Annotated in this window: 10 protein-coding genes; 9 read left to right on the forward strand and 1 reads right to left on the reverse strand. The window is 57.5% G+C overall.

What is annotated here, in order from left to right; genetic code table 11:
- The first annotated feature begins 73 nt into the window (after positions 1-73).
- The 3 genes from metG to ACR0CR_RS01735 all read left to right on the forward strand — a co-directional run bounded on the left by metG (position 74) and on the right by ACR0CR_RS01735 (position 6,384).
- Positions 74-1,792: a methionine--tRNA ligase gene (gene metG, locus ACR0CR_RS01725; RefSeq protein WP_480596156.1), complete on the forward strand. Its 1,719-nt coding sequence runs from the start codon at positions 74-76 to the stop codon at positions 1,790-1,792.
- Positions 1,793-2,070: 278 nt separating this feature from the next.
- Positions 2,071-3,243: an efflux RND transporter periplasmic adaptor subunit gene (locus ACR0CR_RS01730; protein WP_480596158.1), complete on the forward strand. Its 1,173-nt coding sequence runs from the start codon at positions 2,071-2,073 to the stop codon at positions 3,241-3,243.
- 3 nt (positions 3,244-3,246) lie between these two features.
- Complete coding sequence (locus tag ACR0CR_RS01735; protein WP_480596160.1) at positions 3,247-6,384, forward strand: efflux RND transporter permease subunit; 3,138 nt, start codon at positions 3,247-3,249, stop codon at positions 6,382-6,384.
- 50 nt (positions 6,385-6,434) lie between these two features.
- Here the strand turns inward: ACR0CR_RS01735 and glpD are convergent, their stop codons facing one another.
- Complete coding sequence (glpD, locus tag ACR0CR_RS01740) at positions 6,435-8,003, reverse strand: glycerol-3-phosphate dehydrogenase (RefSeq protein WP_480597499.1); 1,569 nt, start codon at positions 8,001-8,003, stop codon at positions 6,435-6,437.
- A gap of 209 nt (positions 8,004-8,212) precedes the next feature.
- Here glpD and ACR0CR_RS01745 point away from each other — a divergent pair, with 209 nt between their 5' ends.
- The 6 genes from ACR0CR_RS01745 to ACR0CR_RS01770 all read left to right on the forward strand — a co-directional run bounded on the left by ACR0CR_RS01745 (position 8,213) and on the right by ACR0CR_RS01770 (position 12,940).
- On the forward strand, positions 8,213-8,974 hold the full coding sequence (locus ACR0CR_RS01745) for a DeoR/GlpR family DNA-binding transcription regulator (RefSeq protein WP_480596162.1): 762 nt from the start codon (positions 8,213-8,215) through the stop codon (positions 8,972-8,974).
- Positions 8,975-9,079: 105 nt separating this feature from the next.
- Positions 9,080-9,235, forward strand: a complete 156-nt coding sequence (locus tag ACR0CR_RS01750) for a DUF5993 family protein (protein WP_480596164.1) — start codon at positions 9,080-9,082, stop codon at positions 9,233-9,235.
- Positions 9,236-9,259: 24 nt separating this feature from the next.
- A complete protein-coding gene (locus ACR0CR_RS01755; protein WP_480596166.1) occupies positions 9,260-9,814 on the forward strand; it encodes a disulfide bond formation protein B in 555 nt (184 codons plus the stop codon).
- Between the two features lie 34 nt (positions 9,815-9,848).
- Positions 9,849-10,211: a DUF3302 domain-containing protein gene (locus ACR0CR_RS01760; RefSeq protein ID WP_480596168.1), complete on the forward strand. Its 363-nt coding sequence runs from the start codon at positions 9,849-9,851 to the stop codon at positions 10,209-10,211.
- A 21-nt stretch (positions 10,212-10,232) separates the two neighbouring features.
- Positions 10,233-11,378, forward strand: coding sequence for an HlyD family secretion protein (locus ACR0CR_RS01765; protein ID WP_480596170.1), 1,146 nt, complete (start codon positions 10,233-10,235; stop codon positions 11,376-11,378).
- A 2-nt stretch (positions 11,379-11,380) separates the two neighbouring features.
- Positions 11,381-12,940: an efflux transporter outer membrane subunit gene (locus ACR0CR_RS01770; protein ID WP_480596172.1), complete on the forward strand. Its 1,560-nt coding sequence runs from the start codon at positions 11,381-11,383 to the stop codon at positions 12,938-12,940.
- The last annotated feature ends 1 nt before the right edge of the window (position 12,941 follow it).

Consider the following 12,941-nt stretch of genomic DNA (forward strand, 5'->3'; position numbering starts at 1 on the left):
CCGTGTCGCCGGGGTTTTGCTGGCCGTTTACATAATGTAGACGGGCGCGCAGACAGTTACGTGGACACGCAAAATGGCTCGGATTCTCATCACCTCGGCGATCCCTTATATCAACGGGATCAAGCACCTCGGCAATCTGATCGGCTCGCAATTGCCCGCCGATCTTTACGCACGTTTTCAGCGTGGCCGGGGCAACGAGGTCATGTTTCTGTGCGCCACGGATGAGCACGGCACACCTGCCGAACTGGCCGCCGCAAAAGCGGGCAAACCGGTCGCGGACTATTGCGCCGAGATGTACGGCGTTCAGGCCGATATCGCAAAGCGCTTTGGCCTGAGTTTCGATCACTTTGGCCGGTCGTCCAGCGAACAGAACAAAGTGCTGACCCAACATTTCGCGGGTAAGCTGGACGAGGCTGGGTTGATCCGCGAAGTCAGCGAAAAGCAGGTCTATTCCAACGCCGATGGCCGCTTTCTGCCCGACCGTTACATCGAGGGCACCTGCCCCAATTGCGGTTATGACCGCGCGCGGGGTGACCAGTGCGAGAACTGCACCAAGCAATTGGACCCGACCGACCTCATCGAGCCGCGCAGCGCGATAAGCGGCTCGACCGATCTGGAAGTGCGCGAAACCAAGCACCTGTATCTGCGCCAGTCAGCGATGAAGGATCAGCTGGATGCATGGATTGACGGCAAAACCGATTGGCCCATCCTGACGACGTCCATTGCCAAGAAATGGCTGCATGACGGCGACGGCCTGCAGGATCGTGGCATCACCCGCGATTTGGATTGGGGGGTGCCGGTCAAGAAAGGCGATCAGGACTGGCCGGGCATGGAAGGCAAGGTCTTCTACGTTTGGTTCGATGCTCCGATCGAGTACATCGCTTGCGCAGGTGAATGGGCCGCCGCGAACGGTAAAACCGATGCCGATTGGGAGCGCTGGTGGCGCACCGACAAGGGCGCGGACGATGTGCGCTACGTACAATTCATGGGTAAGGACAACGTGCCTTTCCATACGCTTTCCTTCCCGGCCACCATTCTGGGCTCGGGTGAGCCTTGGAAAATGGTCGATCACCTGAAGTCGTTTAACTACCTGAACTATGACGGCGGTCAGTTCTCGACCAGCCAGGGCCGCGGCGTCTTTATGGATCAGGCGCTGGAGATTCTGCCCGCCGACTATTGGCGCTGGTGGCTGCTCAGCCACGCGCCGGAAAGCAGCGACAGTGAGTTCACCTGGGAGAACTTCCAGCAATCGGTCAACAAAGACCTCGCAGACGTACTGGGCAACTTCGTTAGCCGGATCACCAAGTTCTGCCGCTCGAAATTTGGCGAGGCGGTGCCGGCAGGCGGTGCATTTGGCGAGCGTGAACAGGCGCTTATCGCCGATCTGACCAAACGCGTGCGCGCTTATGAAGGCTTCATGGAGGCAATGGAGGTTCGCAAATCCGCGCAGGAATTGCGCGCCATCTGGGTTGCGGGCAATGAATATCTGCAATCGGCGGCCCCATGGTCGACCTTCAAGGAGGACCCGGAACAGGCAGCGGCTCAGGTGCGTTTGGGCCTGAACCTCATCCGGCTGTACGCCGTGCTCAGCGCGCCGTTCATCCCCGAAACGTCGGCGCGGATGCTGAGCGCTATGAACACGCTGGACACAAGCTGGCCGGACGATGTCGAGGCTGCGCTGAATTCGCTGCCCAGGGGTCACGAGTTTTCAGTCCCTGATGTATTGTTCGCCAAAATTACCGACGATCAGCGCGAGGATTGGCAGACCCGTTTTGCCGGCACCCGCGACTGATCGCGTTGAATTCCGCACACCACAGAGGGCGCTTTCGCCCTCTGTTTTATTTTGCCCCATTGCCTGCACTGTGATCCCTTCAGCCGCGCCTCGTCGGCTTTGAAAACGTAAACCTGCGCGCTGCAAGAAAAATTTCCACCTTCAATCAGGCGTGATGTCGGTCAACACGCTTGAGAAAATTGTCCAAACCCGCCATCCTCACGAAAAGTTCAGACGACTCGGCCCAGTAGACAGAGGGCCGGGATTGCGGCCAGACTCACTTTGACGAGGTTATTATCATGTCCCTTGTATCCAAATTTCCCACATCACGCTCGATTGGCCGGACGCAAGGCATCGTCAAGTGTTCCGCGGCTGTGATCTGTTTGGGTCTGGCGCAATCCGCTATGGCGCAGGATGAGGCTGCACCGCCAAAGGTTTCGATCGCGGCGGCCTACACCGAAGAAATCACCGAAGAAGCCGTTTTCATCGGACGCGCCGAGGCGCTGGACAATGCCGACATCGTGGCACGTGTCAGCGGGTTTCTCGAAAGCCAGAACGTTGAGGACGGCGCGCTGGTGAAAGAAGGCGACCTTTTGTTCACCATCGAGCCAGACTTGTATCAGGCGACGCTGGAATCGCGAAACGCCGATCTGGATCGAGCGCAGGCCAATCTTGAATTGGCAAAGATTGATCTGGCGCGGAAGGAAGAACTGTATAGGCGCGACGCAACACCAGAAGCCGAGCGTGATATTGCCCGGGCAAATGAGTTGGTGGCAGAAGCCGAAGTTAAGTCGGCCGAGGCCGCGATTCAGCAAGCCAAACTGGATCTCAGCTACACTCAAATCCACGCCCCTTTTGCCGGTCGCATCGGACGTGTGGAAATCAGCGTCGGGGATGTTGTGGGCCCGACCAACCCTCCGCTGGTCAATATCGTCAGCGAGTCTCCGATCTACGTGAATTTTTCCTTGAACGAAAAGCAATTTACGACCGTTCTGGAAACCGTCGGCGAAAACGCGGCCACGCTGGCCGAAAGCAACAAGAGCCCGGTGGTCAAAATCACCTTACCGAACGGTTCTGAACTGGATGAAGAGGGAAAGATCGTCTTCGTTGACAACCGGATTGACCCTTTGACCGGGGCGATCACAATGCGGGCCGAATTTGACAACACAGACAGGCTGATCGTCGACGGCGCGTTTCTGAGCGTGCAGATCGAAGCCTTGGAACCAACGCTTGAGGTACTTATCCCTCAAGCCGCCCTGCAACGTGATCAACGGGGCGAATTCGTTTTGGTCGTCAACGATCAGCAGATGGTGGAACAGCGCTATATCGAGACGGGCGACAATTATGAGTCATCCGTCATCGTAAAAGACGGGCTGCGCGAAGGTGAAAGTGTGATTGTCGAGGGCTTGCAGCGCGTCCGTCCGGGTGTCGCTGTGGACGCCGTTGTCGCGTCTGAGCAGCCGGGAGAGTAACAGATGTTCTCAGCCCTGTTCATCAGCCGGCCCAAGCTGGCGCTTGTCATCTCTCTGGTGCTGACCATCATGGGCTGCATCGGATATCTGGTGCTGCCGGTTGCGCAATTCCCCGACATCACGCCGCCGGTTGTCAGTGTCTCGACCACCTATACCGGCGCCAATGCGGAAACCGTTGAGAACACCGTCGCAGCCCCTATCGAGGCGCAGGTCAACGGCGTGGACGACATGATCTATATGACGTCGACCTCGTCGGATAACGGGTCCTATTCGCTGAACGTGACGTTCGAAGTGGGCACCGACCCCGATATCGCCTCGGTCAACGTGCAGAACCGGGTGGCACAGGCCATGTCGTCGCTGCCGACCGAAGTGACGTCCTCGGGCGTTGTGACGCAAAAAGCCTCGACCAACATGTTGCTGCTGGTCACTTTGACTTCGCCCAATGGCACCTATGACAGCGTATTCCTGTCAAATTATGCCTCGATCAACCTGAAGGATGCGTTGGCGCGGGTTCAGGGCGTTGGCAAGGCGGATGTTCTGACCAATCTGGAATACGCCATGCGGATCTGGATGGACCCGGACAAGATGGCATCCCTGTCGATCACGCCCGGAGATGTGATCAACGCGATCCGGGAACAGAACATCGAAGTGTCCGCAGGGTCTATCGGTGCCCCACCGGTTCCCGAAGGGCAGACATTTCAGTACACGATCAAGACCAAGGGTCGCCTGACCTCGGCGGCGGAGTTCGGAGATATTGTGATCCGCACTGGCGACGCGGGTTCGATCGTGCGGGTTCGAGACATTGCGCGGGTCGAATTAGGTGCTGAATACTATGCGGCTTCGGGCTTTTTCCAGAATGTTCCTGCGACCGTGATCGGCATCTATCAGGCGCCGGGCGCGAACGCTCTGGCCGTGTCCGACCGGGTTGAAGCCGAATTGGAGCGCCTGTCCCGCGCCTTCCCGACGGATGTCGAATATCAGGTCCCGTTCAACACCACCGACTTTGTGGAACAGTCACTGAATGACGTGGTTTCGACCCTGATCCTGACTTTCATTCTGGTGATTTCGGTTGTCTTCGTCTTCCTTGGCAGTTGGCGCGCCACGATCATTCCTGCCGTTGCCATCCCGGTCTCATTGATCGGGACATTTGCCTTTCTGTTGGCCTTCGGAATGTCGCTGAACACCATCTCGCTTTTTGCGCTGGTTCTGGCCATCGGCATCGTTGTTGATGACGCCATCGTAGTCGTCGAAAACGTCGAGCGGATCATCGCGGATGAGGGGCTGCCCCCTGCCGAGGCGACCCGCAAGGCGATGGGCCAAATCACCGGACCGGTGATTGCAACAACGCTGGTCTTGCTGGCCGTGTTTGTGCCGGTGACCTTCATGCCCGGCATCTCGGGGCGGCTCTATTCTCAATTTGCCGTGACGATCTCTACCGCAGTTGTGATCTCGTCCATCAACGCCCTGACGCTTTCGCCCGCGCTGTGCGGTCTCGTGTTACGCGCACGGTCCGGCCCGCCCAAGGGTATTCTGGCCCTGTTCGAAGGGTTCATCGGCACGATCCGAGGAGGGTACGTGGCGATTGTGCGCAAGTTGCTGATCCTGCCCGTCGTCTCGCTTGCGATCATCGCCGGTTTCGGGTTCGGCGGCGTGACCATCATGTCGAACACATCGACCGGCTTCCTGCCACTTGAAGACAATGGCTATCTGTTTGTCGACATCCAACTGCCTGACGCGGCAACGTTAGAGCGGACCGAGGTCGTATCCGAACGCGTGGACCGCCAAATTCAGGAAATCCCCGGCGTCGCCAGCACGGTTTTGATCAACGGCTTTTCGCTGCTGAACGGCACCGTCACCAATGGCGCGGCGATCTTCGTCAACCTCGACAATTGGGAGGAACGCCCCGAGGACGACCTGAGCGCAGACGCCATCCTGGGCAAGGTTCTAGCCATTGCCAACGGGGAATCCGCCGCCTCTATCGTGGCGTTCAACCCACCCCCCATTCAGGGCCTCGGCATGTCCGCGGGCGTCGAAATGGAGGTACAGCAAACGGGCGGAGGATCACCGCAAGATCTGGCCTCGGCCGTTGGATCTTATGTCTATTCGGCTAACCAACGACCCGAGATCGGGCAGGCCTACACCACCTTCCGCGCAAACGTGCCCCAATTGTTCGTTGATCTGGATCGGGAAAAGGCCAAGACTTTGCAGGTCTCGGTGGCTGAAATATTCCAGACCATGCAGGCGCAGTTGGGATCGTACTACGTGAATGACTTCAACCTGTTTGGCCGGGTCTATCGCGTCATGATCCAGGCCGAGGGCAGCTATCGCGACGATGTCGAAGATATCTCGAACCTTTACGTCCGCTCGACCAAAGGCGAAATGGTACCGCTGGGAACCCTGATCGACGTTGAGAACGTTTTGGGGCCTGTCTTGCTGAAGCGTCACAACATGTTCCGTTCGGCAACCGTGACTGCGGTTCCGGCCGAGGGGCTTTCAACAGGCGATGCGATCCGGGTGATGACCGAAGAGTCTGAAACCGCCCTACCCCCCGGCTATTCCTTCGAGTGGACCGGCACGGCGCAGCAACAGCTTGCATCTGGCGGCTTGGTCATCGTCATCCTCGGGCTTGCGGTTCTGTTCGGCTATTTGTTCCTTGTGGGGCAATACGAAAGCTGGACGATGCCCATCTCGATCCTGCTGTCTGTGATCGTCGCCCTGTTTGGCGCGGTAGCCGCAGTGGCGATCGTCGGCAGTGACATCAACCTCTATACGCAGATCGGGATGATCATGCTTGTGGGGCTTGCGTCCAAGAACGGGATTCTGATTGTCGAATTCGCGATGGAACAGCGGGCTAATGGCCTGTCGATCAAGGACGCTGCGGCCGAGGCGGCATATCAACGTTTCCGCGCCGTGATGATGACGGCGCTGTCCTTTCTGCTGGGTGTCGTTCCCCTGCTCGCCGCCAGCGGTGCGGGTGCGGCCAGTCAGAAGGCAATCGGATATGCTGTGTTTGGCGGCATGCTAGCGGCCACACTGTTTGGTGTCATTCTGGTGCCCGTGCTTTATGCCGTGATGCAAAGCCTGAGGGAACTGCTCAAAGGCGGAAAGAAAGACCCGACACCGCCAGAAACGGCAGCCTGAACCAAAAAAGCCCCGTCTTTGTTGGCGGGGCATTTTTGCTGTGCACAGCGTCAAATCTGCGACGCCATCCATTCGTCAATCCGGGCGATTTGGTCCGCGGACAACCGCAATCCCAGTTTGTTGCGCCGCCAAACCACATCCTCCGCTCGGCGCGCGTATTCCTGATCTATCAGCCACTTTACTTCGACAGCGGTCAGGGTCGCGCCAAAATCTTCACCCAAGTCCTGCGCGGTCTTCGCCGACCCAAGAACATTGCGCGCATCCGTGCCATAGGCACGAACCAATCGTTGCGCCCATTTTCGTGACAAAAAGGCGTAGTCTGACATCAGGGCATCAACCAAAGCATCCCCCCCATCAACCGGAAAGTCGCCTCCGGGCAACGGAACCCCAGCGGTCCAGGCCCCGTTCAGGCCCGGAAAATGCTCGGCCACCTTCTCCATCGCGCTTTCTGCCAGACGGCGATAGGTGGTGATTTTGCCGCCAAACACGTTCAGCACCGGTGCGCCCTCGGCATCCACTTTCAAAGTATAATCCCGCGTCGCCGCCGTCGCGCTGCTGGCCCCATCATCATATAGCGGGCGAACACCCGAGTAGGTCCAAACCACATCTGCGCGCGTAACCGGCTTTTCGAAATAGTTCGACGCAAAGGCGCAGAGGTATTCCTGCTCAGCTTCGGTGCAGACCGGAGGGTCCGACGGGTCCGAGTGGTCCTGATCGGTCGTCCCAATCAGGGTAAAATCCTGCTCATATGGGATGGCAAAGATGATCCGGCCGTCTTCGCCCTGAAAAAAGTAGCAGTTGTCGTGGTCATACAGCCTTTTGGTCACGATATGGCTGCCGCGCACCAATCGGACGCCCTCACGTGAATCCACGTGGATCTTTGCATGAATAATGTCCCCAACCCACGGACCGCCCGCGTTGATCAGCATTTTGGCGCGCAGAGTGTAGGTTTCGCCACTGTCCCGATCCCGGATCGTGATCTGCCACAGATCATCCGCGCGCTTGGCGCTCAGAACTTCGGTTCGGACCATGATGCGTGCACCACGTGCCTCGGCGTCGCGGGCGTTTAGGACCACCAGACGGGAATCTTCGACCCAGCAATCGGAATACTCGTACGCGGTTTCGAATTTCTTCTGCAAAGGCGCGCCTTCTGGCGATGTGCCAAGCGAGACCGAACTGGTGCCCGGCAGGATTTTGCGCCCGCCCAGGTGGTCATACATGAACAGGCCCAAGCGGATCAGCCAGGCCGGACGACGCCCGCGCATCCATGGCATAAAGGTGCTAAGCAACCGCGACGTCGGCGTTTCGGAGTCAAACCGCATGTCTTTGTGATACGGCAGGACAAATCGCATCGGCCAACTGATATGTGGCATGGCGCGCAGCAATGTTTCCCGCTCGACCAGGGCCTCGCGGACCAATCGGAACTCAAAATATTCGAGGTACCGCAATCCACCGTGAAACAACTTGGTCGAGGCCGAAGACGTTGCCGACGCCAGATCGTTCATCTCGGCCAAGGCGACTGAAAGCCCCCTGCCCGCCGCATCCCGCGCTATTCCGCAGCCGTTGATCCCACCACCAATAATAAAAAGGTCCGTTACCTGATCGTCGGTCGAAGACATATCCGCGCGAGTCCCGATGTTGAAAGCAAGCGCATTAACATCATGCATGTTCGAAACGTCAACATCATTATTCGTTTTTACTCGCTTTATCGCGATTCAAGTTTAACACTCTGACTCTTTCAACGATTATTTCGTATTTTGTGAGTTCCTCGCTTGCCGAAGCGCGCTAAAAGAAGAAAAACGAAAGAAAGTGATATATCGGAGCCCCCATGTCTTTGTCTTTCCGCCAATCCGACATCCTGGACATCGCCAGACAAGAGGGGCGAGTGGCCGTTGAAGATTTGGCGGCGCGGTTCGACGTGACCGTTCAGACCATTCGACGTGACTTGACCGAACTGTCAGATGCCGGAAAACTGGACAGGGTCCACGGCGGCGCGGTCCTTCGTTCTGGTGTCTCGAATATCGGTTATGAAGACCGCCGCGCGTTGAATGAAGACGCCAAAACCCGGATCGCCGAGCGCTGCGCGGACGGCATTCCCGACGGTTCCTCGGTCTTTATGAATATTGGAACGTCAACCGAGGCAGTGGCGAGGCAATTGCTGTCGCATAAAAACCTGATGGTGGTGACCAACAATATGAACGTGGCCAATATTCTGGTCGAAAACCCGGATTGCGAGATTGTGCTTGCCGGCGGCAGCCTGCGCCGCTCGGACGGAGGGCTGGTCGGTAATCTGGCCGTTTCGACAATCCGACAGTTCAAATTCGACCATGCGGTCATCGGGTGCTCGGCTCTGGACGCGGACGGTGATTTGCTGGATTTTGATCTTCAGGAAGTCCTGGTCAGCCAGACCATCATCGCGCGAGCCCGTCAGACCAGTCTGGTGGCGGATCAGTCCAAGTTCCAACGGTTCGCTCCGGCTCGCATCGCGTCTCTGGCAGATGTTGACAAGTTCTATACAGATGCCACGCTGCAGGCCGATTTGGAGTTGAAATGTCGCGAGTGGAAAACGGAGGTTATGGTCTGCACCTAGGCACCCCACACAATGCAAGGTTGTCAAACCTTGCCAGATCGAATTCAGCCTGACACAATCGTGAGAATACGCCGCAATGACCGGACAAAGGGGAGACAACCGGCCATGATCGCGCTTTTCTTTGCATTACTTACGGCCACAATGGGCCTGAACTATTTTGGACGCACCGGAGCAGGTACGACACTGTTCTTGATCACTCTGGCCTTGAGCATCTATTGGCTCAAATTTCACGCCACGAGCCAACTGACAATTCAACTCTAGGGGCAAACCGCAATGACACCCGAGATGTCCCGCACTCTGAACGCCATCGGCGCATTGGCCGTCAGCCTCGTGTTGGTTTTGGCCTACGCATATCAGTTCACCCTTGATGAGCTGCCCTGCCCGCTTTGCCTGTTACAACGGGTGGGATTGGTTGCCGTCGGCGTTGGACTTGGTCTGAACCTTCTTTATGGACCCCGCCCACAACACTATGCCATCATGTTGCTTGCCGCGCTGTATGGCGGCAGCGTTTCGATCCGGCAAATCCTGTTGCATATCGTACCGGGCACTGGTCACTATGGCTCGCCCGTACTTGGTCTGCATTATTATACTTGGGCGGGAATTGCGTTCTTTCTGATCCTTGTCGGCACTGCAATCATGTTGATGTTCGAGCGGCAGTACGCAGAAGAACCACAGGCCGAACGCTTTGACGGCAACAAACTGGCCCGCGCAGCGTTCTTCATCATACTGGCATTGGCCTTTCTGAACGCGATTTCGACGTTGATCGAATGTGGCCCGACGATTTGCGCTGACCCACCGACCAGCTACAAACTGATTGACGAACTGGGCGGCAACAACTGAGGATAGGGCAACCTTTCCCGATGGAGGCACGAGTATGGGACTGTTGGGCCAGCCGCTGGGCTACTATGACTACCTGACATTTGTGGCGCTCATCCTGCTGCTCGCGGCGGTGATGGGGCTGTTTCTTTTCATAATGGGCCTACCCGGCCGTATCGCGATCAAGCGGAATCACCCACATGCCGAGGCGGTCAAGATCATGGGATGGATGGGTTTTTTGGCCGTGATCCCTTGGGTCCATGCGTTCATCTGGGCGTTCCACGATGGTGTGACCGTCGATATGCGCCGGGGACCGGACGAAGAAAAGAAAGCCATACGTGACGAGATTGAACGTTTAGGCGGCACGGTCAAACCCGAATATCAGGACACCTCTGGTTCTGAAGATCCGCAAAAAAGCTAAGGCCGAAGGAAATCCATACAAATGTTTGTCGCCCTCGGCATCACGCTTTTTTACATCATTTTCGTCTGGTTCATTTTCTTCAAGGCGCAATGGCTGAAATTCAATATCACTTGGGGCATCGTGTCGTTCTGGGTGGGCGCGCATCTGCTGCTGATTTTTCTGGTGGCCCTGCGTTTTTTCCAGCCGTTTTCAATCGACAGCCACGTTGTCCGCTCGACCATTCAAATTTTGCCGCGACTGACGCAGCCCACTATTCTGACCGAAGTGTTGGTCGAACCCAATACGCAGGTCACGAAGGGCGATCCGCTCTATCGCTTTGACGACACGGTGTTCTCTCTGGGCGTTGAAAAGGCCAAGGCGCAACTAGTCGCTGCCGAGCAAAACGCCAAAATCTTGGAACAGGACGTCATCGCCGCGACCGAGGCCATCGAACGCGCAAACGCGCAGTTGGCCTATGCGCTGACACAAAAGCAGCGGTACGAAAACCTTGTCCCTGCCGGAGGGGCGCGTCAAGATGAGCTCGACCGCTGGAATGAACAGGTCACCGAGGATGAGGCCCTTGTCAAAGAGGCGCAAGCCAATCTGGAAAAGGCCAATCTTGCACAAGCATCGCAGATTGATGGAGTGAATACCGGAATTTTACAGGCTCAGGCGCAATTGGCCGAGGCCGAGTATTTCCTTGATAATACAACGATCTACGCGCCAGAAAACGGTATGATCGTGTCGCAACAAGCGCGCCCCGGTCTGGTTGTTGGCGACCTCAGGCTTGGTGCCATCGCCAGTTTTGTGACTGAAGACAGCCCCTATATTCTGGCCACGTTCCGGCAGCAAAACCTGAAATTCGTCGAACCCGGCCAGCCGGTGGAAATCGCGCTGGACCTGTATCCCGGAGAAATTCTGACCGGCAAGGTCGAGGCGATCTGGTGGGCCACGCGTCAGGGTCAATACCTCCCCTCTGGTCGCTTGCCGGGGTTTGAGTTACCTAAACTGCCGGGCCGGATTGCCGTCCAGATTACCGTGGACCTGCCAGAGAACCACACGCTGCCCGCAGGCGGCCACGCGGCGGTGGCAATCTATACCGGGCTGGGATCAAGCTTTGAGTTTCTCAGACGCATCAATATCCGCCTCTATTCCTTCGCCAACTTCATCCGACCACTGGATATCTGATTATGGGCAAGACCACCTTTCGACGACTGATGGGACCTGCCCTATGTGCGGCGCTACTTGTCAGTTGCGCGCCGGTTGGACCTGATTTCGTGCGCCCGAACTCTCCGGTCGTCAAACAGTGGATCGAAGCGAACAGCCCCGACGCCAACGCCAGTGGTCTGACCTCTCGCAGCGCACCGGTTGTGAAGTGGTGGGAAACGTTCAACGACCCGACCCTGAACAAGCTGATCGCCGAAGCCTATGCGCAAAACCTGACCCTACAGGTCGCCGGGGCCCGCGTGCTGCAGGCCCGCGCCCAATTAGGCATCGCATTTGGAGAGCTTTACCCACAATCGCAAGCCATCGGGGGGTCGATCGAGCGACGCCAGATCAGTGAGAATTTGGGGCCGATCTCGGATATCAACCGGATTATCCCGTTGGATACCGAGTTCTCGACCTCGCAAGTTGGTTTCGATGCGCAGTGGGAGCTGGATGTCTGGGGCCAACAACGACGCGGCGTTCAGGCGGCACGCTCCAATCTGGCGCTGCAAGTGGCGAATTACGACGACGCACTGGTGACGCTGACCGGGGACGTTGCCGCGCTCTACATCAACATCCGCGCGTTGCAGGAAGGGTTGGGTGTTGCGCGTAACAACATCAAGTTACAGCAAGAAAGTGCAGACCTGACCGAGCTGCGTTTCAACAATGGCGTCACGACCGAACTGGACGTGCAGGAATCGACTGCGCTGCTGAACAACACCAAAGCGGTTGTGCCGCAGCTAGAAACCGAACTTCAACAGGCCAAGAACGCGATGGCCGTTTTGCTGGGCACAACACCGTCGCGGGTGAATGGTCTGCTCAGCCGATCCGGGCGCATCCCTTCGGCGCGCTCCAACGTCGCTGTTGGCGTTCCGGCCGAGTTGCTGCGTCGTCGCCCCGACGTGCGCGCCGCAGAATTGGCCGCCGCCACACAATCGGCGCAGGTCGGTATTGCTTTGGCGGACCTCTATCCGCAATTCATATTGTCCGGTTCCATCGGCGTGCAAGCCTCGGGCGGGCGCGATCTGTTTTCGTCCAACAGCAGGACCGGGCTTGCGAGCGCTGGTGTGGTGTGGAACGTGCTGAATTATGGACGGATCAAGAACAACGTTCGCGCGCAAGACGCGGCCTATCAAGCGCTGATTGCGAACTACCAAAACACGGTCCTTTCCGCCTATTCCGAAGTGGAAAGCGCGATGGTGGCATACACTGAGGCACGCAAGCAGGTGACTTTCTATCAGCGCAGCGTCGATGCATCCCGCAAGGCGGCTGATATTGCCGTGAACCAGTACCGGGACGGCATCGCCGATTATTCCCGCGTCCTGAACACGCAGACGGCCCTTTTACGGTCCGAGTCGAACCTGATCCAGGCCCAACAACAGGTCTCGGCCAATCTCGTGTCTGTTTACAAGGGCCTCGGCGGCGGTTGGCAGATCCGGCAAAATCAGGAATTCCTGCCCGAGACGGTTCTGGCAGAGATGGCCTATCGCACAGACTGGGGGGACCTTTTGGAACAGGCCCCAACGCGCGCCAGCCTGAACTGAT

Source organism: Ruegeria sp. AM2 (assembly GCF_056540685.1).

What these genes read in the sequence shown, in the direction of transcription:
- metG (WP_480596156.1), top strand. Translation starts at nt 74, where the DNA reads ATGGCTCGGATTCTCATCACCTCGGCGATCCCTTATATCAACGGGATC.
- ACR0CR_RS01730 (WP_480596158.1), top strand. Translation starts at nt 2,071, where the DNA reads ATGTCCCTTGTATCCAAATTTCCCACATCACGCTCGATTGGCCGGACG.
- ACR0CR_RS01735 (WP_480596160.1), top strand. Translation starts at nt 3,247, where the DNA reads ATGTTCTCAGCCCTGTTCATCAGCCGGCCCAAGCTGGCGCTTGTCATC.
- glpD (WP_480597499.1), bottom strand. Translation starts at nt 8,003, where the DNA reads ATGTCTTCGACCGACGATCAGGTAACGGACCTTTTTATTATTGGTGGT.
- ACR0CR_RS01745 (WP_480596162.1), top strand. Translation starts at nt 8,213, where the DNA reads ATGTCTTTGTCTTTCCGCCAATCCGACATCCTGGACATCGCCAGACAA.
- ACR0CR_RS01750 (WP_480596164.1), top strand. Translation starts at nt 9,080, where the DNA reads ATGATCGCGCTTTTCTTTGCATTACTTACGGCCACAATGGGCCTGAAC.
- ACR0CR_RS01755 (WP_480596166.1), top strand. Translation starts at nt 9,260, where the DNA reads ATGTCCCGCACTCTGAACGCCATCGGCGCATTGGCCGTCAGCCTCGTG.
- ACR0CR_RS01760 (WP_480596168.1), top strand. Translation starts at nt 9,849, where the DNA reads ATGGGACTGTTGGGCCAGCCGCTGGGCTACTATGACTACCTGACATTT.
- ACR0CR_RS01765 (WP_480596170.1), top strand. Translation starts at nt 10,233, where the DNA reads ATGTTTGTCGCCCTCGGCATCACGCTTTTTTACATCATTTTCGTCTGG.
- ACR0CR_RS01770 (WP_480596172.1), top strand. Translation starts at nt 11,381, where the DNA reads ATGGGCAAGACCACCTTTCGACGACTGATGGGACCTGCCCTATGTGCG.